Raw genomic sequence first — 23,494 nt, 5'->3', positions numbered from 1 at the left:
CCCTATAGTGACATGCAGTAGAGCGACCCGCTTCTTCCAGATTGATCTGGGAGAAGCGGGCGCTCGCTTATGGGGCCCGCCGCCTTCACGCGACACCGGGGTGACGGGTCCCACCCGTGCCATCGTCTAGCAGAATGACTGCACTTATGGGGTCCGTTACTCGGTGAGCGACGCGAGGGGCGGACCCCACCAAACTTAGAAGCGATCAGGTAGGTACACTGGCCCGACCAGCTCCTCATGGCGAGCTACCGCGAACCTGTCGGTCATTCCCGCAATGAAATCGCCGATGGTGCGAAGCCGTTGGGTTTCGTCTCCCTCGCTTCGCCAATTGTCTGGCAGCAACGACGGGTCATCGCGGTAAGCAGCGAAAAGATTGGACACCACACGCTGCGCCTCGACCCTGATCGGGATGAGCTCGGGCGCATTATAGAGCCGCTCGTACAGGAAACGCTTCAGCGTGCACTCCTCGTCTGCGAGGCTCGCTGAAAACCCGGCAAGCGGCTGACCGGCTGCTCTAACCTCATCGCATGTCTCGACTCCGGCATCGGCAACCCGCCGCCTCGTCTCCGCGATCAGGTCCCCAACCATCGATCCAATCTGGTCTCTCACCAATGCCCGCAACTTCTTCTCGTCCGACAGACCGGGATGGCGCTGGTCGATCGGATCCCAATGGCGCCGCACGATCGGTAACTCGACCAGCTCGTCTAGGTTGAGCAGTCCGGCGCGAATTCCATCGTCAATGTCGTGATTGTCGTAAGCGACATCGTCGGCGACCGCGGCGACCTGCGCCTCTAGCGACGGCCAGCTTCCTAGCTCCAGATCGAAGTCCGCGTTGGCCTCGGCCAGTGCCCAGGATGGATTGCGGATCGGACCATTATGTTTGGCGAGGCCCTCGAGGGCTTCCCAGCTGAGATTGAGCCCATCAAAGCCCGGATAGGGCGTCTCCAGCTTCGTCACGAGCCGAATGCTGTGGGCGTTGTGATCGAAGCCGCCGGCATCCGTCATCGCCGCTTTCAGCGCGTCCTCGCCGGCATGGCCGAACGGCGGATGCCCGAGGTCATGCGCCAGGCAGAGCGCTTCCGTCAGATCCTCATTCAGGCCGAGAGCCCGGGCAATCGTTCGGCCGATCTGCGCTACTTCGATGCTGTGCGTGAGCCGGACCCGGTAATGGTCGCCATCGGGGGCAACGAAAACCTGAGTCTTGTGCCGAAGTCGCCGGAACGAGACCGAGTGGATGATGCGATCGCGGTCGCGCTGAAAAATATCGCGGGGGCCACGCGGCCCGGCGTCGACTTCCGGATGGGCCCTGCCGCGCGATGATGACGGTTGCGCGGCTAGAGCATCGAGCATCATTCGGAGGGCAGTTTCCTGATGGCCTGGCCGGGTTGGCTGGTCCACGTAAAGGCGGGGATGTGAACCGACGCAAGGTCCTCAGTAAAAATTGTCGCTTCTTCGTTGTTGCGGAACGGACCGATCAGCAGGCGTGCCTTGCCACGCTCTTCCGAGATATACCCGCTAATTCCCTCGAACAGCTCGCGGTTGCGGTTCTTCATGCGAGAGAATTGTTCAGGGAGTGCCGTCGAGTTCGGTCCGCTGGCCAGCTGGATCCACAGCTTGCGAGTGGTTGTGAGGGACGTGTCCACGCCAGTTCGCACGGGCACGGAAAATTGCGGAACGGACGCCGCGGCGACCTGCTGCGTCGGGGCGGCCGGGGTTGCGGGTAGCGTCGTATTCCCTTGCGTCGCCTCCGAAAGCCACTTCTCGATCGAGCCGATCCGGTCGTCGTCGGCGTCGTCGCTTCGCCTCGCATTCTTCTGGATGATGTTGACGGGGTTCATCGACACTGGCGGCGGCGACGCGGAAGCGACTTGTGTGCCGGAATCGGGGAAGATGCCGAGATTGACCGCAGCAGCCTTCTGGTCGGAACGAAGCTCCGGCAACTTACGGAAGAAATAGGCCATGTTCGCCGACGAGCCGGGCATTGCCGCTTCGATCGCATTCTTGGCGCCGCTCGAATCCCCGGTCAGCGCAAGAACGAAGGCGCGGCAGCGGGCGCCTGCGGCATCGCCTCGCGCCATCAAGGGAGACAGCATCGCCAAGGCATCGGCCTTCTTGCCGGTGATCGCGAGGCTAAGCGCGAGCCTGCGGCGCGCTTCGTCGCCATCCTGCCCGGACAAGGCCGCACGATAATCCGCCTGTGCCTGCGAATGCTGGCCGACCAGGTCGTACGCGAGCCCACGGTCGGCACCGATCATCGACTGGGTTGCGCCACGCTGCGCCGCACGGCTGAAGTATTGCAGTGCTCCGCTACCGTCGCCCTCCTGCGCGAGAGCTGCGCCCATGCCTGCTTGCGCGAGCGGACTGTCCGGCCAGACCTCGTCGGCGCGGCCGAAGAAGCCCGCGGCTGCCTGGGTATCGCCAAGCGCAAGCGCAGCCCGCCCGGCGCCGATGAGGGCGTTGAAGCTTCTCGGGTTGGTGGCAAGTTCCTTCATATTGCGGGCGAGCGCATCCGAGGGACTTTCGCCCCGGACACCGACCGCAACCTGCGCGTCAGCCTGCGCGGGAACACCCGCGAGCACTGCGCCAACACTTGCCAGAATGACCACCGCTATACGCACGCGGCTGGACCGACCTTTCGCCATGGGACCCCCATGACGGCTTGGAGCTTGCGCAAAGCTTGCTCGCTAGAGGGTTAACGCCGAGGCGTGGCGAGCGGACGGCAAGCCGCCTGCTCGCTGAGCACGCCTACTGGTTGTTCTGCCGGTTCAAGAAACGCGGAATGTCGATCGGCTCGCGGCGATAGCTGGGAGTCGATTCGTCATCGTTGACCTGGGCCTGAGCAGCACCGCGAGCGATGTTCGACATGCGCTCGAACAAGGTCCCCGTTTCGCGAACCTTCGGCTTTTCCTCGGCCGGGGATTCTTCGGCGGTCAGATCTTCCTCGTCGATGGGCGGCTCGATCGGCGCGGAACCGACCGGCGTGGTCAGGACGTCGTCACTGTCGAGCAGCAGCTCATCACCGTCTTCCGCCTCGTCCGTAAGCTCAAGCGTATCCTCTTCGTCCGTCTCATCTTCCATCACGGGAGTCGGCGCAGAAATCGGAGTGATCGGAACGGCTGCGGCAGCCGTCGTCCGCGGAAAGGCGAAGACCTTGCCTGGCTGCGGCTGGGCAACAGCTTCGGCCTCGATGCCGGTCGCGACGACCGAGACGCGGATCTTGCCGTCCAGGTCGTTGTTGAACGCCGAGCCCCAGATGATGTTGGCATCGGGATCGACCAGTTCCTTGATGTGGCTGGCGGCCTCGTCGACCTCCATCAGGCGCATGTCCTCGCCACCGGTGATCGAGATAATGACGCCCTTTGCGCCCTTCATGCTGACACCGTCGAGCAGCGGGTTCGAAATCGCCTTTTCGGCGGCTTCGATGGCGCGGTTGTCGCCCGATGCTTCGCCGGTGCCCATCATCGCCTTGCCCATCTCTCCCATCACCGAGCGTACGTCGGCGAAATCGAGATTGATGAGGCCGGGCATGACCATCAGGTCGGTGATTCCGCGGACGCCCTGCTGGAGGACTTCGTCCGCCATCTCGAACGCTTCCTTGAAGGTCGTTTCGGAATTGGCGAGCCGGAACAGGTTCTGGTTCGGAATGACGATGAGCGTGTCGACGTGCTGCTGAAGCTCCTCAATGCCGGTATCGGCAGAGCGGCCGCGGCGAGCGCCTTCGAACGCGAAAGGCTTGGTCACGACGCCGACAGTCAGGATACCGCGGTCGCGAGCAGCCTTAGCAATGACCGGAGCTGCACCGGTGCCAGTGCCGCCACCCATTCCGGCGGCGATGAAGCACATGTGGGAGCCGTCGAGAGCGCGCTCGATATCCTCGAGCGTTTCTTCGGCGGCGGCACGTCCGATTTCCGGCCGCGATCCTGCACCCAAGCCCTGAGTGATTTTGAGGCCCAGCTGAATCCGACGGTCGGCCGTCGATGCGTTCAGCGCCTGGGCGTCCGTGTTGGCGACGATGAAATCGACGCCCTGCACGTCCGCGCGCATCATGTTGGCGACGGCGTTACCGCCGGCGCCACCGACGCCGATGACGCTGATGCGAGGCCGAAGTTCGTCGACTTCCGGCCGAATGAAATCGATGCTCATGGGTAAACCCCCTTCAAGCGCCGCTAGCGCGCTGATCCTCCACCACGAATCTTCTGAATCATCACGAGTCGCAAGCCAAGCGAAAAAGTTAACGCAGCTCGAAAAAAGTGAGGATTACGTGGCGCTAAAGACTCAGTTGGCCCGATGTTCCTCGTCCAAGTCGACCCGTTCGATTTTCGGGACGCCGATTGCCCACCAGAGTGCACCGATCGCCGCGATGGCCGCCGTAAGCACGAAGGCGCTGTTGTAGCCGGCCCGCTGGACTACGATGCCAGTGACGATCGGCCCGATGATCCCGGACAAATTGCCGATGGCGTTCTGCACGCCGACCCACGTCCCTGACGCACGGGGACCAGCAAACATCTGCGCGACCGCATAAAGATTGAGCGACAGCGATGCGGAGGCGGCGCCCGCCAGGCACAACAGGATACCGATCGTCATGGCGCTGTGAGCGAAGGCCAATCCAAGGATGGCCCCCGCTGCGAACAATTGGCTGGCGACCATCATCCAACGCCGGCACGCAGCCTCCGAGCGACCCGAACGGGTCCACCAGTCTGAGAAATGTCCGTAGCCGAGGGCGCAGGCGCCCTGGACGGCGTAGCCGAGCGTCGCGAGCATGGTCATCTCACCGATGCTGAAACCCCGCGACTTGGTCAGGAACAAAGGCAGCCACGCGAGCAGGAAGTAGAAGCAGTAATTGCCCAGCGCGTGGACGATCGACATCGACCACAACGGCCATTTCTTCAGCAGCAAGGCCAGCGGTACGCGTGGGCCTTCGTCGGCATGCCCCGTCATCGGCAAGGCTTGGACGGTTTGCCGCCAGGGCAGCAGCCAGATGAGGGTCACGACCCCGAATACGAGAAAGATCGTCTGCCAGCCCCAGCTTCGGAGGATTAGTCCCCCCGCCAGCGTTCCGGCGGCCGGACCCAGCGCGATCCCTGCGGCGATGGCCGCGTTGGCGATCCCCCGGCGTTCCGGCGGGACATGGCGCGCGATAATCTTGGAGCTGCCCGGAAAGGAGATGCTCTCGCCGACGCCCAGCATGATCCGAAGCACGAGGAGGGAAGCAAACCCGCCTGCGAAGCCCATCAGAAAGGTGCTTCCGGCCCAGATCAATATGCCGATGGCCATCAACTTGTAGACCGAGAAGCGGTCACACAGCCACCCGGCGAACAGCTGCACCGGCGCGTAGATCCAGAAGAAGGCCGAGAAGACGACGCCATACGCTTCTTCGGACAGGCCAAGGTCGGACTTCATCAGCGGCGCCGCGATGCCGATCGCACCGCGGTCGACGTAATTCAGGAAAATTGCCGCGCCGAGGAGGAGCACGAGCGCACTGGAGACGGGCTTCCGAGCTGCAAGCGTAGCCATTTGCACCCTCCCCCAAGCAAGCTGATTAAAAGCTTAGATTCCGCCCTTCATCGCGGCGATCAGGCGGCCGATCATTCCATTCGCCGGCTTCTTCTGCGTGATCTTGCCCATTGTTAGGTCGCGGATGTCGCCGCTTTGCGACGAGGCGAGGCAGGCGAGCCCGACAAGCGTCGAGAATGCGGGTCCGCTGTGCGCATCGGGCAATCCGGTCAGCTGCCTCGGGCGACCAACTCGGACGGATCGGCCGAGCACCCCCTGCATGTAATCGGCAATATTCTTGAGCTCGGCGCCGCCACCGGTGAGCACGACCTGACGACCGACCGGGCCGGTGAAGCCGAGGCTCTTGAGCGCCTCGTCGATCTTCGCCGTAAGCTCTTCGATGCGCTGACGGATGACGGTCATCAGCTGGGCACGAGTAATCCGCATCGGGTCGACACCCTCTTCGGTGCCCATCTGGCGCGCTTCGATCATCTCGTGATTGTCGCGCGGGCTCGTCATAGCCGAGCCGTAGAAGCACTTCAGCCGCTCGGCATCGCGACGCTGGACTCCGAAGGCGCAGGCGATGTCGTCAGTGATATCCTTCGCGCCAAGCGGAATCGACCGAAGGCCGAGCAGCATGCCACCAGCGTGGAGCGACACATTCGTGACTTCTGCTCCGAGCTCGACAAGTGCGACGCCGAGTTCACGCTCGTCTTCGGTCAGGCATGCCAAAGCGGCCGCGACGGGCGATGCGACGATCGCCTTCACACCGAGGTGGGCCGAGCGGATCACGTAATCGATATTGCGGAGCGGTGCGGGATCGGCCGCGACCACGTGAATGTCGACGCCAAGGCGATCGGCATGGAGGCCGATCGGGTTCTTCACGCCTTCGACGCCGTCGATCGTGTAGAGCGCGGGATGAGCGTGGAGCACCATCTGCCCGTTGCGGTCGATTGCGCTGCGGCCACCCATCAAAAGCTCATCGATGTCCGACTGCTCGACCTGGTGCCCGCCGAGCTCGACCTCAACGTTCGCAAGACCGCTCGAAAGACCGCCCGCGCCGAAGCTTGCCCAGACGTCCTCGATGGTCAGGCCCGACATGCGCTCGGCGAGTTCCACGGCTTCGCGAACCGCATGCTCGCCGGCTTCCATGTCCGTGACATAGCCGCGCTTGACGCCGCGGCTCTCGCGCTGGCCGGTGCCGAGCACCTGCAGCCGACCGTCATCCGTGCGCGTGCAAATGAGCGCACTGACCTTCGAAGAACCGATGTCGAGCGCTGCAATCAGGGGTTGGTCAGTCGGCGAAGCCACGGTTTGGGGTCAGCCCTCCGCCGGCGCTTGGCTGCTTGGCTCCGGCATGATCGCCTCTCCTGGCGCGCGCGGCAGCCGGACGGTCATCTTGCCTGGAATGCGAAGATCGAAGCGGACGAGGCCCCGACCAAGAAGACTCGACGACCGGTCGGCCTTTGCAAAGCGGGTCAGCGCGTCACGCGCGGCCTGCTCGCCTTCGGGGAGAGCGACGGTCTCACCCGATTGGAAGCTCAGGTCCCAGCGACGGCCGCCAACCCAGGTCGCGGATGAAAGCTGCGCCTGGAGCGTGGGAGCGTCGGCAAGGATCGTCTTGAGCTCGCTTGCCCGCGCATTGGCGCCCGGGCCAATCACCAGCGGCAGGTCGGGCATCTTGTCGACCGGCACCCGATCGAGAACCACGCCCTCCGCGTCGATCAGCGCCAGTTGCTGGCGGTCCTGCCACAAGGCGGACGGAGTCCGTTCGACGATGTCGATTACAAGTGTGTCGGGGAGCCGCCGCGATACGCGCGCGTCCTTGACCCAGCCGAACCTGAGGAGCCTCTCGCGGATGGCCGACACGTCCACCAGCGGCTGCGCAGGCTTGGTCTCGCCGGCGGCGGACGCAGCGTTGCGAAGCTCATCGACGACAACCGCATCGATCAGCTTTCGGTCCATGTGCTTCAGGCCGACGATCTGGTAGCCGTCGACCCGGAAACCTGCGGTGCCGACAGCCTCGCCGGCCTCGAACGCGGCCTTGGCCGGAATGTCGAGCGCAATGGCGGCGGCTCCGGCCATCAGGACGAGGAAACTGGCGAAGCCGAGCGCGGCAAGCTTGTTCGCGCGCGCCTGGTCGACCGGAAGCCTCTTCGCGATCTTGGCGGGGACGCGGTTGGACGACTTGCGTTTCGTCTTCGCCCCTGATCCGCGCCGCATCCGCGCAGCCATTCGCCTACCCCTTCTTTCTCGCGAGCGCTTCCTCGATCAGGCGCTCGACCAACTCGCCGTAGCTGATGCCGCGTACCTTCGCCTGCTCTGGCACAAGGCTCAAGGGGGTCATTCCGGGTTGTGTGTTGACTTCCAAAAGAAAAATGCCGGCTTCGCCCAGCTCGTCGTCCCAGCGGAAGTCTGAGCGCGAGGCGCCTCGGCAGCCGAGCAGGCGGTGCGCCTTCGCGGCCATGCCCATCATAGAGCGGGCGATATCGTCAGGGATCTGCGCCGGACAGACGTGCTCGGTCAGGCCGTCGGTATATTTGGAGTCGTAATCGTAGAAGCCTACCTTCGGCTTCAGCTCGGTCACCGCGAGCGCCTCGTCGTTCAGCACCGCGACGGTGAGTTCGTGACCCTTCACGAACGGCTCCGCGAGCAGGCTGTCGAAATGCTTCCACGGGCCCTCGACGTCGCGTCCGATCGGGCTGCCGTAATTGCTTTCGTCAGTGACGATGGCGACCCCAACGGAGGACCCTTCATTGACGGGCTTCAGGACGTAAGGCCGGGCCATTGGGTCCTCGCGGAACAGGCTCTCGCTCTCGACGATCTTGCCCGCCGGCATGCGAATGCCGTGAGGGACCAGCACCATCTTGGTGATCTCTTTGTCGATCGCGATCACGGACGTTTCGAGCCCGCTGTGGGTGTAGGGGATGCCCATCAGATCGAGCATGCCCTGGACCGTTCCGTCCTCCCCCGGTGTGCCGTGGAGAGCGTTAAACACGACGTCCGGCTTCAGCTCCTCGAGCCGGTGTGCAACGTTGCGGTCCATGTCGAGCTCGACGACGTTCGACCAGCCACGCTCGCGCAGCGCATTGGCGACGCCGCGCCCGCTGGTCAGCGAAACCTCGCGCTCGGACGACCAGCCGCCCATCAACACAACGACGCGCAAATCCTTGTTCATTCCCTGCCGATCCGCTGGATTTCCCATTCAAGGGTAATGCCGGAGTTTTCCAACACGCGGCGGCGGACTTCCTCGCCCAGCGCCTCGATGTCGGCGCTGGTCGCGCTACCGAGATTGAGCAGGAAGTTGCAATGCTTTTCCGAGACTTGGGCGTCGCCCATCGTCAGTCCACGGCACCCCGCCGCATCGACGAGCACCCACGCCTTGTGGCCCGGGGGATTCTTGAAGGTCGACCCGCCTGTGCGGCTGCGGAGCGGCTGCGATTCCTCGCGGGCACGGGCGATGGCGTCCATTTCCGCGCCGATCGCTTCAGGCTTGCCGGGCGATCCGCGAAAAGTCGCTTCAATGACGACGGCACCTTCGGGCAGCTCGCTGTGACGATAGGTGTAGCCAAACTTACCGAGCGGCCAGATCTCGACCGTTCCATCGCGAAGTGCGACGCGGGCCTCGATCAGAATGTCCTGGACCTCGCGGCCATAGGCGCCACCGTTCATGCGGACAAAGCCGCCGACGGTGCCGGGGATTCCGCGAAGGAACTCCATTCCGGCGATTCCGGCATCTCGGGCGGTCGACGAGACAAGTATCCCGCTCGCTCCGCCTCCGCAGCGCAGCGTCACGTCGTCGACCTTATCGATCTTCGAGAACCCCTTACCAAGGCGCACGACAACGCCCGGAACGCCGCCGTCGCGAACGATCATGTTCGACCCGAGCCCGAGCGCCATGACCGGCACATCGGTATCGAGCTCGCGAAGGAACTGGACCAGGTCGTCCTCGTCCTTCGGCTCGAACAACCACTGCGCGGTTCCGCCGCTCTTGAACCAGACGAGCGGTGCCAGCGGGGCATTCGGTGTCAGTCGGCCTTGGACGTGCGGCAGGGTGTCGACGCTCACTTGCTCGCTCTCGCTTTGCGAATTCCGTCGGCAAGAGAAGCCGCCCACTTGGTGATGTCGCCGGCTCCCATGCAGATGATGAGGTCGCCTGGCGCGGCGAGATCGCGAAGCGCCTGCGCCAGCTCGGCGGGATCGCTGACCGTCCGCACCATCCTGTGTCCGTGCGCGCGGAGACCCTCGGCCAACGCCTCTGAATCGACGCCCTCGATCGGCTGCTCGCCCGCCGCATAAACCGGAGTAACGAACACGATATCGGCATTGTTGAAGGCGTTCTGAAAGTCTTCCATCAGGTCATGGAGGCGCGTGAAGCGGTGGGGTTGCATCACCGCAATGACCCGCTGGTCGGCACTCTCCCGAGCCGCCGACAGGACCGCGCTGATTTCGACTGGATGATGCGCGTAATCGTCGATGATCACGCATCCGTCGACCTCGCCGACCTTGCTGAAGCGGCGCTTCACTCCATCGAAGCGGGCGAAGCCCTCGCGGATCTGCTCTTCCGGAATACCGAGTTCGAGTGCGACAGCGATGGCGGCAAGCGCATTCTGGATATTGTGCCGCCCGGGCATCGGAACGGAGATGCCTTCAATCGTCCGTCTTTCTCCATCGCGTCCGGAGACAATGACGTCGAACTTACTGCCGCCCGGACCCGCCACCGTGACATTGTCGGCGCGCAAATCGGCGAGTGCCGAAAAGCCGTAGGTGACGATCCTCCGGTCACGAATTCGCCCGATGACGTTCTGCACCTCGGGATGGTCCACGCACATGACCGCAAGACCGTAAAAGGGCACGTTCTCGATGAACTCGCAGTAGGCCTTCTTGACCTCCTCGAACCCTCCGTAATGCTCGAGATGTTCGGGATCGATGTTGGTAACGACCGCGATCGTCCCGTCGAGGCGAAGGAAGCTGCCGTCGCTCTCGTCGGCCTCGACCACCATCCAGTCGCTCTTTCCGAGGCGGGCGTTCGAACCGTAGCGGTTGATGATGCCGCCGTTGATGACGGTCGGGTCGAGCCCGCCAGCGTCGAGCATCGCCGCGACCATCGACGTCGTGGTCGTCTTGCCGTGCGTCCCGGCGACCGCGATCGTCTTTTGCATGCGCATCAGCTCTGCGAGCATCTCGGCGCGGCGGACGATGGGCAGGCGGCGCTCGACCGCGGCTTCAACCTCGGGATTGCCGCGGCTTACCGCGGAGGAAATCACGATGACGGCGGCGTCGCCCAGATTTTCGGCCTTCTGTCCGATGGCGACTGGAATACCAAGCTTGCGCAATCCTTCGACGACATAGCCTTCGGCAAGATCGGAGCCCTGCACCTTGTAGCCGATCTTGTGCATGACCTCGGCGATCCCGGACATGCCGATGCCACCAATGCCGACGAAGTGGATCGTCCCTATGTCGGTTCCCAAAGCCTTCATTTTTGAAGGCGTCCTATCAAAGACAGCGCCTTCATGCGGGGACGCCGTTCACCGGACCCTCCGATCGCACACGCGGGGTCAGCCCGAAACCGACTTCCATGGGCGCAAGACCGTCCGCGATGCGCTCGACCAAATCGGCGAGGTCGCGGGCCGCGTGGGGCTTGCCAACCGAAAGAGCCCGGGATGCGGCGTTGATCAACGCCTGCGGATCCTCGGCCATAACCTCGATCTGCTTGGCCAATACCTTCGGAGTGAACAGAGGCTGGTGGATCATCCGGGCGCCGCCGGCTTCCGTAATGTCTCGGGCGTTCGCCGTCTGATGGTCGTCCGTCGCCTCCGGATAGGGAATGAGGATCGCGGGACGGCCCGCGGCGGTCAGCTCCGCGACGGTCGACGCGCCGGACCGCGCGATCACCAGATGCGCTTCGGCGAGCTTCGCCGGCATGTCCTCGATGTAGGTCATCAACTCGGCGGGAATCCCGAGCTTCGCATAATGGACGCGAACGTCGTCGATGTCGTCCGGACGGCACTGCTGCATGACCTGCAGGCGATGCCGGAGCGACGGCGATAGCATTCCAAGGCCTTCAGGCACGACCTTGCTCAGGACCGACGCACCCTGGCTTCCGCCCGTGACGAGGATCCTGAACGGTGCATATTCATCGAACGGGGGGAACGGCGCTTCGCCCAGCTTGGCGATGGCCTCGCGCACGGGATTTCCGACGAAGACGGTCTTCCCCCCAAATCGCGACTTCATCCGGTCGACATGGGTGTAAGCGGTCGCAATCGCAGCAGCGTCACCTGCGAGGAAGCGGTTGGCGCGACCAAGGACCGCATTCTGCTCGTGAAGGACGGTTGGAATGCCCGTCGAGGTTGCGGCGAGCAAAGCAGGAACCGCGGGATAGCCGCCGAAGCCGATGACCACGTCCGGGCGGTGATCCTTGTATATCGCCTTGGCTTCCCGCCGTCCGGCGAGCAGCGAGCGGACTCCACGGATCAGGCCGAGCGGGCTCTTCCGGAGTCGCCCTGCAGGAAGGATGTGCACCGGCACGCCCCCGAACAGGCCGGGAAAGCGCGCGCCGCGATCGTCTGTGATCAGCAGCACGCCATGTCCGCGTTTCTTCAGTTCCGCAGCGAGTGCGTGCGCGGGGACCATGTGACCCCCGGTGCCTCCTGCAGCCAAAACGAAATTCATGCGGTGACGCTCTCCCCGCTCCATTTCACGACATAGGGCGAGCGCGTCAGATACGGGTTTCGCCGCGTGAATGCGAGCAGCAAGCCCATGCCGATCGACAGGGCCAGCATCGAGCTTCCACCATAGCTTATGAACGGCAAGGTCATGCCCTTCGACGGGGCGATCTGCACGTTGACCGCCATGTTGATCAGCGCCTGCAGCCCGAACTCGATGGCGAGCCCTGCCGCCGCGAGGATCGCAAACGAGGATTCCTCGTCGAGCAGCTTGATCAGCACCCGCGCGACGATGGTCAGATAAAGGACTGCGATCACGAGGCAGGCGATCAGCCCGAACTCCTCGCCAATGACCGAGAAGATGTAATCAGTGTGTGGCTCAGGAAGCCCGAACTTCCGCGTGCCGGCGCCCGGACCCATGCCGAACAGGCCCCCCGCCGTCAGGGTGCGCATTGCGTTCTCGACCTGGAAATTGTCGCCCTCGCCGAACAGGAAGCCGTCGATGCGGACGGTCGCCACCGGATAAAAGAAGTAAGCGAGGACGACGCCGACGAGGCCGGCAACACCAAGACCAACCAGGATGCGCATGTTGACGCCGGCAAGCGCGAGCAGCGCCAGCCACACGCATCCGAAGATGATGGTCGAGCCGAAGTCCGGCTGCTTCATCAGAAGCACCGCCACGACACCGGTCACCGCCGCCGACAGCCAGAAGACCGGAAGCGTCCTGTCCTGCTCCCGCAGCGACAACAGCCAAGCCATGGCGACAACGAAGAAGGGCTTCAGGAACTCCGACGGCTGGAGCTGGCCGATGCCGATGTCGATCCACCGCGTCGCGCCGTTCACTTCGGGACCGAGGATCGGCACGAAGGCGAGCAGGACGAGGAAGAAGGCCGCACCCGCGAGCGAAAAACGCTTCGCACGCTCGCGCGGCATCATCGAGATGGCGATCATCACCGGCAGGCCGACGCCGATCCACACGATCTGACGGTAGAAATAGTGAAGCTCGGAGAAGCGAACCGAGCCGCCGGAATAGCGCTGGCCCGCTGCGGGCGAAGCGGCAGCGACTGCGATCAGGCCGATACCGATAAGTGTCGCGATCAGCAGCAAAAGGACCTTGTCGATTTCCCAGAACCAGCGACCGACGGACGACGTGTCCGAGCGTCCGTAGCTGCTCGGGTCGAACCGCGCGGCCTTCGCCTTGATCTGTCCTGAAATGCTTCCGATCATAACGCCCCCACCAGGTCCCGGAACCTGTCACCCCTCTGCTCGAAGTCCTTGAACTGATCGAACGACGCGCAGGCGGGAGAGAGTAGAACGGTATCGCCCGACTGTGAATCCTTCGCAGCCCGATTCAGCGCATTTTCAAGCGTTTCACAGTTGGTCACCGGCATGTGCGGGGCAAGCAGCCGCGCGAACAATTCACCGGCCTCGCCAATCGTATAAGCGGAGCGGACGTGGCCGAAGTGCGGAGCGCATTCGTCGAGATTGTCCGTCTTCGCCTGCCCACCGAGGATCCAGCGGATTGACGGGAAAGCCGCGAGCGCAGGAGCGGTCGCGGTCGGGTTGGTCGCCTTGCTGTCGTTCACGAAGAGAATGCCGTCCATCTCGCGGACGCGCTCCATGCGGTGCGGCAGACCCGCGTAAGTCTCTAGCCCCTCAACGATCGTCGCGTAGGCGACGCCCAGGTGCCGGCAGACCGCTATCGCGCAGGCAATATTCTGCGCATTGTGCGGCCCCTGAAGCGTGGGCAGGCTCGCCTGCTCGCCGACATCGCTGCCTCTCACGCAGATCAGTGTGTTGCGCAGCCAGAAGCCTTTCTCGCCGAGGCCCGAAGCAATGGCTCGCGTCTGATCGTCGTCCTCGGCAATGACGGCCGCGTGACTCTCGGTCTCCAACTGCATCTCGAATAGCCGAGCCTTCGACGCTGCGTAGGCCTCGAAGCTCTCGTAGCGATCGAGATGATCGGGCGTGATGTTGAGCAGGACCGCAACGTCGCAGTTCAGGCTCTGCGTCAGGTCGATCTGATAGCTCGACAGCTCAAGCACATAGACGCCGCCTTCCGGCAGCGGGTCCTGGGAGAGGATCGGAAGGCCGATGTTGCCGCCCATCGTCGTCGGCAAGCCTGCGGTCTTGAGGATGTGATGGATGAGCGCGGTTGTCGTCGACTTGCCATTGGTGCCGGTGATGCCAACGACCTTGTGCAGCGGAAGCTCGGGCCGGGCGCGAGCAAAAAGCTCGATGTCGCCGATGATCTCGACGCCGGCCTCGCGGGCGCGCTGGGCGATCGGGTGGCGGTTGAGCGGCAGGCCCGGCGTAACCACCAAGCTATCGAATTGGGTCAGGTCCGCTTCGTCGAGATAGGCGATCTCAGTGCCGGCGGGCGCCTTCGCCCTCGCTTCAACCTTGGCGTCCCACGCAGTGACCCGAGCGCCGCTGGCAAGCAGGGCCCCGGCCGTCGACAGCCCGGACCGCGCCAGACCGTAGACCGCATAATGTTTGCCGCCGAAGGCCTTGGCGGTGATCACCGCAGCTTGAGTGTGCTCAGCCCGGCGAGCGCCAGGATGAAGCTGACGATCCAGAAGCGGATGACGACGGTCGGCTCGGACCAGCCGAGATGTTCGAAATGGTGGTGGATCGGCGCCATTCTGAAGACACGCTTTCCGGTGCGCTTGTAGACCACGACCTGGATCACGACCGACGCCGCCTCGAGTACGAACAGGCCACCAATGATCACCAGTACGAACTCGTGGTGCGTCGCCACCGCGACCGCTCCCAGTGCTCCGCCGAGCGCGAGGCTGCCGGTGTCGCCCATGAAGACTGCAGCGGGCGGCGCGTTGAACCAGAGGAAGGCTAGCCCGGCTCCAACGATGGCGAGGCATAGAACCGTCAGATCGCCAACGCCGAGGATGTGCGGGATGCCGAGATATTCGGCGAATTTCGCGTTCCCGACGAGGTAGGCGATGATCAGGAAGGCGATCGACGCGATGATCACCGGCATGGTCGCCAGGCCATCGAGACCATCGGTCAGGTTCACTGCATTGCCGAAAGCCACGATCACGAACGCCCCGAACGCGATGTAGAACCAGCCGAGGTTCATCACCGGCCCTTGCACGAACGGCAGATAGAGGTTCGTATTGCCCTGGCGAACGAGGAGCCAGGTCGCGAAACCCGCGATCAGGAATTCGAGCACCAGCCGCGTCTTGCCGGAAAGACCCGCGTGGTGAGCCTTCTTCACCTTGTCGTAGTCGTCGAGGAAGCCGATCAACCCGAACCCGCCGGTCACCAGCAGAACCGCCCAGACGTAAGGGTTGCGAAGGTCCATCCACAGCAGGACTGACGTCGCCATCGAGATCAGGATCAGCAGGCCGCCCATCGTGGGAGTGCCGCGCTTGGCGAGGTGGCTCTGCGGCCCGTCGGCGCGAATCGGTTGGCCCTTCCCTTGCCGAACGCGCAGGTACGAAATGAGCCAGGGGCCGAGGACTAGCCCGATCAAGAGCGCGGTCGCGCTCGCCGCGCCCGCCCGAAAGCTGATGTAGCGAATGAGGTTGAGGACGCCCGGGAACCCAAGCTGTTCAGCAATCAGATAGAGCATGCAACGCCCTCTTTGACGCGCTCGACCAGCTTCGCAAGGCCAACAGAGTTGGAAGCCTTCACCAGCACGGCGTCACCCGGCTTCAACATCGACAGCAAGGCCTCGGCCGCTTCGTCCACGTCCTTCGCTAGATCAAGCCCGACCCTACCGACGATCTTCTCGGCAAGCGGGCGCATCTCATCGCCAATCAGGATCACCCGGTCGACATGCGCATCCAGGATCGCAGGAGCGAGGCCGGCATGCAGATCGTCGCTGTGGCTCCCGAGCTCGCGCATCGGGCCAAGGACGGCAATGCGCCGGTCTATATCGCGCTCGGCGCCGAGGCTCTTCAGCGTCGCCGCCATAGACGCGGGATTGGCGTTGTAGCTTTCGTCGATCAGCAGGAACTTGCCGCCGTCGAGTTGGACCTGATGGCGCTCACCGCGGCCCTTGAGGCCGCCTAGGTCCGCAAGCGCCAGCCCGGCAACGCCGACGTCGAGGCCGAGCGCTTCGACGACAGCGAGGACCGCGAGCGCGTTCGACACCCAATGCTCGCCGCGCTGGGAGATGGTGAAGGTCACTTCGCTTTCGAGAAGCGCCGCGGTGATCAGGCTGCCGCCCTCCGATGAGCGGACGGCATGGAGCGCATGGACGTCCGCGTCGCCGGAACCGAAGGTCAGGATCTGGTCGGCATGTCGCCGAGCCGCACGGACCAGCCGATCGCGGTGCGGCGTGTCGTTCGGAACGATCGCAATACCTTCGGGCTCAAGGCCTTCGAAGATCTCGCCCTTGGCGTCGGCGATCGCTTCTTCCGAACCGAGGTTCTCGATGTGCGCGGGCGCGATTGCGGTGATGAGCGCGACGTGCGGGCGTACCATGCGGGTCAGCGCGGCGATCTCGCCTTTGTTGTTCATGCCCATTTCGAGCACCGCGAACTCGGCTTCGCGCGGCATGCGCGCGAGGCTGAGCGGCACGCCGGTATGGTTGTTGTAGCTCTTGACCGAGCGGTGGGCCCTGCCTCCGCTGATGCGGTCGAGAGCGGCGAAAAGCGCTTCCTTCGTGCTGGTCTTGCCGACCGAACCGGTCACTCCGACGATCCGCGCTTTCGAACGGTCGCGCGACGCACGACCCAGGTCCTCGAGCGCTCTTGCAGTGTCCCCGACCAGCACGTGCGGACCGTCGACGGGATGCGATACGATTGCGCCCGCCGCGCCGGCGGCGAATGCGCCCTCGACGAACTTGTGACCGTCGTAGACCGTGCCCGGCATCGCGACGAAGAGATCGCCCGGCTGCACCTCGCGGCTGTCGAAGGTCACGCCAGTAACTTCGAACGACGTGCTTGCGCGGCCGCCGGTCGCGGTCTCAATCTCGGCGGAGGTCCAGAGCACGCTCATGCCGCGCACTCCCGGGCAACGAGCGCATCGTCGAATGGCAGGATGCGTTGGCTCGAGCCCGCGCCGATAATCTGGCCCGTCTCATGCCCCTTGCCGGCCAGCAGGATGATATCTCCCTGTACGGCCATTCGGATGGCCTCGGCGATTGCTTCGCGACGACCGCCGATCTCCAGCGCTCCAGGCGCGCCGGCCATGACTTCGGAGCGGATCTTCGCCGCATCCTCGCCGCGCGGATTGTCGTCGGTGACGATGACCACGTCGGAAAGCTTCGCCGCGACTGCGCCCATCTCCGGCCTCTTACCCTGGTCGCGATCGCCACCGGCGCCGAAGACGGTGATCAGTCTGTTGCTGACATGCGGGCGAAGCGCCGCGATCGCCGCTTCGAGCGCGTCCGCCGTGTGCGCATAGTCGACGTAGACCGGCGCGCCTGCACGGCTGATCACCGCTCGCTCGAGCCGCCCGCGAACTGGCGCGAGCCGCTGCATCGCCGAGAAGACGCTTTCGAAATTGCTGCCTGTCGCCATTGCTAGCCCCGCCGCGACCAATACGTTGGACGCCTGGTACGCACCGATCAAAGGCAGAGCGAGGCGATACGTTCCGTCGCCGTGCCGAATGACTAGGTTCTGGCCGAGCGCCGTGGGGTTCTGCTCGATCAGCTGGATGAACTCGCCCGCCCGGCCGACCGTCATCGGTTCGATCCCGCGACGGCGAACGTGCTCGATCACCTCGGCCGACTTGCGATCGTCGGTCCAGATCACCGCCGCCCCGTCCGCGGGAAGAAGCTCGTCGAACAGCCGCATCTTGGCTGCGAAATAGGCGTCCATCGATGAGTGATAGTCGAGATGGTCGCGGCTGAAGTTGGTGAAGGCCACCGCCTTCAGCGCCACACCCTCCGCGCGGTGCTGGTCGAGTCCATGCGACGACGCCTCGTAGGCGACATGGGTAATCCCCATGCGCTTGAGGCCGGCCATATTGTTGAGGAAGGTGACGATGTCGGGCGTCGTCAGGCCCGTCTTCACCTGATCGTCGGAGGTGGTGACGCCGAGCGTCCCGATCGACGCCGAGCGATGGCCGGCCATTCGCCACAGCTGGCGCGTCATCTCGACCGTCGAGGTCTTGCCGTTGGTGCCGGTCACCGCGACGACCGTTTCCGGATAGGGGCCGTAGAAGCGCGACGCGAGCTGAGCGAACAGCCGTCGGGGGTTCTCGTCGGTAAGATGCGGGATACGGGGGACCGATGCCTCTTCGCGGGCCACGACGGCTACGGCCCCGCGCTCTACCGCTTCGCCGATGAAGTCCTCGCCGTTGAATACGGCTCCCTTGAACGCACCGAAGACGCTGCCCTTCGCCACTTTCCGGTGGTCGATGGCAAAACCCGTCACTTCTGAATCGCTATCGACGCCCGCGAGATCGCGTAGTTTCACGTTGTTTAGTGCTTTGCTTCTTCGTGAACGTAAGGGAGCACGAGCGACATGTCGGGCTCGCGATTCTTGTCGGGCCGGACGCCGAGCATCGGTGCAATTCGGCTGACCGCCGCGCCGAACGCAGGACCGACGTTCCAGGCGGCCGTACGGAATCCAAAGGTTTCCGGTAGTGCTTTTGGTTCGTCCAGCATCATCACCATCACATAGCGCGGCTCATCCATCGGGAACACACCCGCGAAGCTGGTAACCAACAGTGACCGGTTCTCGTACTTCTCGGCCGATCCGGTCTTGCCGCCGACACGATAGCCGGGCGCATCCGCCTTCTTGCCGGTGCCCTCGGTGACAACCAGCCGTAGGAGCGATCGCATCTTGTAGCTGGTCTCTTCCGTAAAGACACGGTGGCCCTTGCCCGTCGCGTGACCCCGGTCGACCTTGAGCAAGGTGGGCGGGCGGTAGACTCCGCCGTTGAACAGGGTCGCGTAGCCGCTGGCCAGATGGAGCGGGCTGACTGCAAGGCTGTGCCCGAAACCGATCGTCATGACGTCGAGGGGACCCCAATCGCGAGGCAGGATTGGCCGGCCTTTCTCAAGAAGTTCGACCTCGCTCCTTTTCAGGAAGCCCATCTTGTCGAGGAATGCACGCTGGCGAGTGGCGCCGACTTCGGCGGCGATCTGCGCAGAGCCGATGTTCGAGCTTTCCTTCATGATCTCGGCGACCGAGCAAGCGCGTCCGTACGGATGCGTGTCGTGGATGACCTTCCCATAGGCAGGGAAGTCGTGCGGGCAGTTGTACATCTTGCCGAAGCTCTTGATGATCCCGCTGTCCATCGCCATCGCGACCGTGAAGGGCTTGAACGTCGAGCCAAGCTCAAAGACGCCGAGAGTGGCGCGATTGAAACGCGCCTCGTCCGTCCCCTGACCTGCCGCATTTGGGTTGAGCTGCGGAAGCGAGGTCAAGGCCAGCACCTCGCCAGTGTGGATGTCCATGATCACGCCCGCCGCACCCTTCGCGGAGAACTTCGTCATGGCCGTCAGCAACTCATGCTCCATCGCCTGCTGGATACGGGCGGAGATCGAGAGCTGCAGCGGCTGGCCGCGGGTTGCGGGGTCGGACAATCGCTTGTCGTAGGCGCGCTCCATGCCTGCGACGCCATGGCCGTCGATCGTGGTGTAGCCGATCACGTGGGCGGCAAGGCTGGTCTGCGGGTAAAGACGATCCGGTTCGCGCTCCAGGGCAATGCCTGGCTCGCCTAAAGCATTGACCGCCTCGACCACTCCCGGGGCGGCGCGGCGGCGCAGATAGTAGAAGCTCTTGCCCGACCTGAGCATGGCGAAATATGCCGCCTCGTCACGCTCCGGCATGAGCCGCGCCAGGTTGCGGGCCAGCTCCAGTTTGTCGCCGATGACCTTCTTCGGCCAAAGCCCGATGGTCCAGGCGTCCATCGTCTGGGCGAGCGGCACGCCGTCGCGGTCGATGATGTCGCCTCGCTCCGGTACAAGTGAGGTTATTCCGCGCTTGGCGCCGGCATGGTCGCCGAAGGCCGCGAGGTAGAGGATCCTCAAGACAATGAGGGCAATGACACCGGCATAGACCAGCAGGCCGAACATCAGCCGCTGGTGCATCATGGTCAGAATCTGCCGTCGCTGCCCGACAAGTCGGAGCCGCTCGGGCCGTGGTGCGACGAGAGCGGGCGTCGGTGCGTTCATCGAGCCGTGCCGGATTCCTTGGTCATTTTCTTCGACTTGGCAGCCGTGGGAAGCGGCGCCAGCGGGTCGACTCTGGCGACGCGAATTGGCTTTGTCACCGGCTTTGCGAACGCTTCGAGCGCCTTATCCCCAGCTTTCTTTTCCTTCGATTCCGGCTTCGCTTCTGCGGCCTTTACGGGCTTGCGTTCGGACGTCTTGGCAGGCGTCGCAATCCTGGCCGAAGGCGGCTTCACAACGGACTCAGACACCTTGTGCGGCTTCGGCAACGGCGCCGTCTCTGCGACAGGCATTGTCTCGCGGATCGGAACCCTGAGGCTCGCCTCACGCATAAGCTTGGCCGCAGGCAAGGAGACACCCGCGCCATCCGCCACCGGCTCGCCCTCCTCGAGCGGAGCGGATTGGGGATGCGGCGCGGGCGCCGAGGCAAGCACAACAGGAGCTTCGACAGCCTGGGTGGGCTCGGGTCGTCCGAGCCGGGCCAGCTGGAAGCCGCCTTCGAGGAATTGGTCGGCAGACGGGGCCGACAGAGCGAGAACCTTGACGTTCCAGCGTTCGAGCTGAGCCATGCGCCCGCGGGTGCCGATCTCCGTCTGGAGCAGGCGGATGTCACGCTGGGCGAGCACAATCTTGGTCTCGACGTCCTCCAGGGACGCGCGCTCCGAAGCGACGTTGAGCGACACGAGATAGCAAGTCAGTGCAGCACCGGCGCACGTCGCAACCATGAACACCGAGCGGAAGCTGCGGGCGCTCATTTTCTCTCTCCTGCATTTTTCTGCCAAGCGGGAGCTCCGGTACGAATGGCGCTGCGCAGGCGCGCGGAGCGCGACCGCGGATTGCGCACGATCTCGGCCTCGGAAGGGCTGACCGGCTTGGCGACTTTCTCGAAAGTTGGTGCGGGGCCTTGAACTACGACTGGACGGTGACGCGACCCCGCTGGCGTCGCGCCGCTGCGTTCACGGAAGAAGCGCTTCACGATGCGGTCCTCGAGACTGTGAAAGGTGACCACTGCGAGCCGGCCGCCGGGCTTGAGCGAGCGCTCGGCCGCAGCAAGGCCACCCTCGAGCTCATCGAGCTCGGCGTTCAAATGAATGCGGATCGCCTGGAAGGTCCGCGTCGCCGGGTCGCTCTTCTGCCCCTGGCGATAGCCGACTGCGCGACGGACAATCGCCGCAAGCTCGCCGGTCCGCTCGATCGGGCGGTTGGCGACGATTGCACGTGCGATGGAGCGAGCGCGCGGCTCCTCGCCATATTCGCGCAGGATCCGCGCAATCTCGGCCTCGTCGGCCTCGTTGACGAAGTCGGCGGCGGTCGGCCCCGATCTTTCCATGCGCATGTCGAGCGGACCGTCGGCCGAGAAGGAAAAGCCGCGGTCCGCTCTGTCCAGTTGCATCGAAGAGACGCCGATATCGAGCGTGATGGCATCGACGAGGCCAATGCTCCGTTCGCCAAGCACGCGGTCCATCTGGCTGAACCGTTCTTCGACGAGCGTCAGATTGGTGTCCGGGACGAGCGATCTGCCAGCTGCGATCGCATCGGGGTCACGATCGAAAGCAATCACTCGTCCCGCCCCCACCCGAAGCAGCGCGCGCGTGTAGCCGCCTGCTCCAAAAGTGCCGTCGACCGCCGTTTCGCCCGGCTGGATCGCCATGGCGGTCAACACTTCGTCGAGAAGCACCGGCACGTGCGGTGCTTGTGCAGCGCCGCGGCCGGTCATGCCTTCAGCCCCTTCTCTTCGAGGCGGAAGCGCGCGATGTCCTTCATGTCCTCGGGAATGCGGGCATCCTTGAGAAACAGGGTCGGATTCCAGATCTGGAAGGTCTCGCCGGCACCTAGGAACAGCGCGAGCTCAAGAAGCTCGCCCTTCCGGCGCATCATCGGCGGAAGAACGATACGGCCCGATGGGTCGTACGGGACCTCTTCGGTGGCCGCGAACGCCATCAGGTTGCGCTGCTGATATTCCAGTTGCGCTTCGGGGCTCGTCTCTTCCTTTTCGAGCAGTCGCTCCAGCTTCGCGTGCTTCAGAGCGGCGTACGCGGGGTCGTAGGCGCTGAGGCAGGGGAAGGCGTCATGCTTCGCGAGGACGATTGTGCGGGAATCGCCTCGGCGTTCGATCACGGAGCGCAAGAAGGAGGGTACGGAAACGCGACCCTTCGCGTCCACCGCGTTCAGCGCACTGCCCTGGAACAGATGCTCAAGCGCCACAAACCACTCCCCGTTCGCAGCGCAAAGCTTCCCCGTTCGCGGGACGCGGCATCGCCGCGCCTCCGGCGCCAAAACACAGGCAAAGGGTTAGCCCCGCACTACAGAGTGTTGGTAACTCAACAGCTATGGGGACACAATGGATTTTGATGCCATTTCGTGGGTTTTCATGCCCAATGGCGGAATTCTGCGGCTTTTTTACCTCAGTTTCGCGGGATGTTCTTATCCTGTTCTGTCGTTCTTAACCTGTGGATAACTCTGTGCGCAGACCGAATCGGAGAATCAAACGCTAAGTCACTGGCGACTCAGCGTTCCAGTTCGGCCAGTTCGGCCAGGAGTGCGTCGAGGTTGCCTTCGGTCGGCCCCTCGAGCTGCTCGAGATTGAGGAAGTCGGCGTCCGCCACCACGGTCGCCCGGCCCTTGCCGACACGGCAGCGCGCGACGAATCCCGCACCTCCAACCTTGCAACCTCCGGAAAGAATACCCGGCGAAACAGCGAGGACATGGCGCCCATCGAGCTCGCGCTGCGCCGGTCCACCGTGGTCGGGCGCATCGAGACGCAATCCCCAATGAGCGAGCAATCCCGTGTCGGCAAAGGATAGCGGAGGCCGAAGCTTGTCACCCAGCGGCCGCTTGCTCGGCCATTCGAGCCTCGGGTCAGCGAGCAGGAGCAGCCTCCCTCCATCCCGCACCCAGCGATCGAGATCGACCAGCGCTTCAGACGGCTGCGCCAGGGGATGCGCCATCAGCAACAGCCGCGCCTGCCGCAGCGTCGCGGCGTCGGTCGTTCCGATCGGGATGACCCGGTAGCGCGTCTCGATCGCGCTCAGCGCCTTCGATCCTCCCCCCTGAAGCGAGAATTCCTCGGGAAAGACCAGAGGCAGGGTCGTGAGAAGCATCAGCGGCGGCCGCTGGGCTTCGGCGCGTGGAGATATGTCGGGTCCGGGGTTGCGGCCCACGAGCGCCAAAGCGGCTGCTCCCGCGAGCAAGAGCGCAACGGAAACGCCGACCAGCACCCGCGCCGAATTGCGGCGCATCAGCT

20 protein-coding genes are annotated in these 23,494 nt (G+C 64.1%); all 20 read right to left on the bottom strand.

Annotated features, from left to right (window positions below; genetic code table 11):
- Nucleotides 1-195: 195 nt before the first annotated feature.
- The 20 genes from ACMC5O_RS01320 to ACMC5O_RS01225 all read right to left on the bottom strand — a co-directional run bounded on the left by ACMC5O_RS01320 (nt 196) and on the right by ACMC5O_RS01225 (nt 23,489).
- Nucleotides 196-1,353 carry a deoxyguanosinetriphosphate triphosphohydrolase gene (locus tag ACMC5O_RS01320; RefSeq protein WP_426693131.1) on the bottom strand — a complete coding sequence of 386 codons (1,158 nt, stop codon included), beginning with the start codon at nt 1,351-1,353 and terminating at the stop codon, nt 196-198.
- The gene (locus ACMC5O_RS01315; protein WP_187708027.1) at nt 1,350-2,606 is read right to left on the bottom strand and encodes a tetratricopeptide repeat protein; all 1,257 of its coding nucleotides are present in this window, start codon (nt 2,604-2,606) and stop codon (nt 1,350-1,352) included. The genes ACMC5O_RS01320 and ACMC5O_RS01315 overlap by 4 nt, the downstream gene beginning before the upstream one ends.
- Nucleotides 2,607-2,745: 139 nt before the next feature.
- The gene (ftsZ, locus tag ACMC5O_RS01310) at nt 2,746-4,143 is read right to left on the bottom strand and encodes a cell division protein FtsZ (RefSeq protein WP_187708028.1); all 1,398 of its coding nucleotides are present in this window, start codon (nt 4,141-4,143) and stop codon (nt 2,746-2,748) included.
- A gap of 132 nt (nt 4,144-4,275) precedes the next feature.
- Complete coding sequence (locus ACMC5O_RS01305; protein ID WP_426693130.1) at nt 4,276-5,514, bottom strand: MFS transporter; 1,239 nt, start codon at nt 5,512-5,514, stop codon at nt 4,276-4,278.
- Nucleotides 5,515-5,547: 33 nt separating this feature from the next.
- Entirely contained in the window at nt 5,548-6,804 is a 1,257-nt protein-coding gene (ftsA, locus tag ACMC5O_RS01300) for a cell division protein FtsA (protein ID WP_187708030.1), read from the bottom strand.
- A gap of 9 nt (nt 6,805-6,813) precedes the next feature.
- Nucleotides 6,814-7,728 (bottom strand): cell division protein FtsQ/DivIB, encoded by a 915-nt coding sequence (locus ACMC5O_RS01295; RefSeq protein WP_426693129.1) that lies wholly within the window; start codon nt 7,726-7,728, stop codon nt 6,814-6,816.
- A 4-nt stretch (nt 7,729-7,732) separates the two neighbouring features.
- Nucleotides 7,733-8,671, bottom strand: coding sequence for a D-alanine--D-alanine ligase (locus ACMC5O_RS01290; RefSeq protein WP_426693128.1), 939 nt, complete (start codon nt 8,669-8,671; stop codon nt 7,733-7,735).
- Nucleotides 8,668-9,561, bottom strand: coding sequence for a UDP-N-acetylmuramate dehydrogenase (gene murB / locus ACMC5O_RS01285; protein WP_246444093.1), 894 nt, complete (start codon nt 9,559-9,561; stop codon nt 8,668-8,670). The genes ACMC5O_RS01290 and murB overlap by 4 nt, the downstream gene beginning before the upstream one ends.
- Nucleotides 9,558-10,973 carry a UDP-N-acetylmuramate--L-alanine ligase gene (murC, locus tag ACMC5O_RS01280; RefSeq protein WP_187708032.1) on the bottom strand — a complete coding sequence of 472 codons (1,416 nt, stop codon included), beginning with the start codon at nt 10,971-10,973 and terminating at the stop codon, nt 9,558-9,560. The genes murB and murC overlap by 4 nt, the downstream gene beginning before the upstream one ends.
- A gap of 31 nt (nt 10,974-11,004) precedes the next feature.
- Nucleotides 11,005-12,165, bottom strand: a complete 1,161-nt coding sequence (murG, locus tag ACMC5O_RS01275; RefSeq protein ID WP_426693127.1) for an undecaprenyldiphospho-muramoylpentapeptide beta-N-acetylglucosaminyltransferase — start codon at nt 12,163-12,165, stop codon at nt 11,005-11,007.
- On the bottom strand, nt 12,162-13,385 hold the full coding sequence (locus tag ACMC5O_RS01270) for an FtsW/RodA/SpoVE family cell cycle protein (RefSeq protein ID WP_426693126.1): 1,224 nt from the start codon (nt 13,383-13,385) through the stop codon (nt 12,162-12,164). The genes murG and ACMC5O_RS01270 overlap by 4 nt, the downstream gene beginning before the upstream one ends.
- Nucleotides 13,382-14,683 carry a UDP-N-acetylmuramoyl-L-alanine--D-glutamate ligase gene (murD, locus tag ACMC5O_RS01265; RefSeq protein WP_426693125.1) on the bottom strand — a complete coding sequence of 434 codons (1,302 nt, stop codon included), beginning with the start codon at nt 14,681-14,683 and terminating at the stop codon, nt 13,382-13,384. Before murD ends, ACMC5O_RS01270 begins: the two co-directional genes overlap by 4 nt.
- Complete coding sequence (mraY, locus tag ACMC5O_RS01260; RefSeq protein ID WP_187708033.1) at nt 14,680-15,750, bottom strand: phospho-N-acetylmuramoyl-pentapeptide-transferase; 1,071 nt, start codon at nt 15,748-15,750, stop codon at nt 14,680-14,682. Before mraY ends, murD begins: the two co-directional genes overlap by 4 nt.
- Nucleotides 15,738-17,123 carry a UDP-N-acetylmuramoyl-tripeptide--D-alanyl-D-alanine ligase gene (locus ACMC5O_RS01255; RefSeq protein WP_187708034.1) on the bottom strand — a complete coding sequence of 462 codons (1,386 nt, stop codon included), beginning with the start codon at nt 17,121-17,123 and terminating at the stop codon, nt 15,738-15,740. The genes mraY and ACMC5O_RS01255 overlap by 13 nt, the downstream gene beginning before the upstream one ends.
- Complete coding sequence (locus tag ACMC5O_RS01250; RefSeq protein WP_426693124.1) at nt 17,120-18,547, bottom strand: UDP-N-acetylmuramoyl-L-alanyl-D-glutamate--2,6-diaminopimelate ligase; 1,428 nt, start codon at nt 18,545-18,547, stop codon at nt 17,120-17,122. The genes ACMC5O_RS01255 and ACMC5O_RS01250 overlap by 4 nt, the downstream gene beginning before the upstream one ends.
- Before the next feature lie 5 nt (nt 18,548-18,552).
- Nucleotides 18,553-20,253 (bottom strand): peptidoglycan D,D-transpeptidase FtsI family protein, encoded by a 1,701-nt coding sequence (locus ACMC5O_RS01245; protein WP_426693123.1) that lies wholly within the window; start codon nt 20,251-20,253, stop codon nt 18,553-18,555.
- A complete protein-coding gene (locus ACMC5O_RS01240) occupies nt 20,250-21,005 on the bottom strand; it encodes a hypothetical protein (RefSeq protein WP_187708035.1) in 756 nt (251 codons plus the stop codon). The genes ACMC5O_RS01245 and ACMC5O_RS01240 overlap by 4 nt, the downstream gene beginning before the upstream one ends.
- Nucleotides 21,002-21,967, bottom strand: coding sequence for a 16S rRNA (cytosine(1402)-N(4))-methyltransferase RsmH (gene rsmH / locus ACMC5O_RS01235; protein ID WP_187708036.1), 966 nt, complete (start codon nt 21,965-21,967; stop codon nt 21,002-21,004). The genes ACMC5O_RS01240 and rsmH overlap by 4 nt, the downstream gene beginning before the upstream one ends.
- Complete coding sequence (locus ACMC5O_RS01230; protein ID WP_187708037.1) at nt 21,964-22,455, bottom strand: division/cell wall cluster transcriptional repressor MraZ; 492 nt, start codon at nt 22,453-22,455, stop codon at nt 21,964-21,966. Before ACMC5O_RS01230 ends, rsmH begins: the two co-directional genes overlap by 4 nt.
- 302 nt (nt 22,456-22,757) lie before the next feature.
- Nucleotides 22,758-23,489 (bottom strand): hypothetical protein, encoded by a 732-nt coding sequence (locus ACMC5O_RS01225; protein WP_187708038.1) that lies wholly within the window; start codon nt 23,487-23,489, stop codon nt 22,758-22,760.
- Nucleotides 23,490-23,494: the final 5 nt, after the last annotated feature.

It is taken from the genome of Sphingomonas sediminicola (assembly GCF_049991885.1).
Lineage (GTDB): Bacteria > Pseudomonadota > Alphaproteobacteria > Sphingomonadales > Sphingomonadaceae > Sphingomicrobium > Sphingomicrobium sediminicola.
This window is presented reverse-complemented; position numbering and strand designations above follow the sequence as displayed.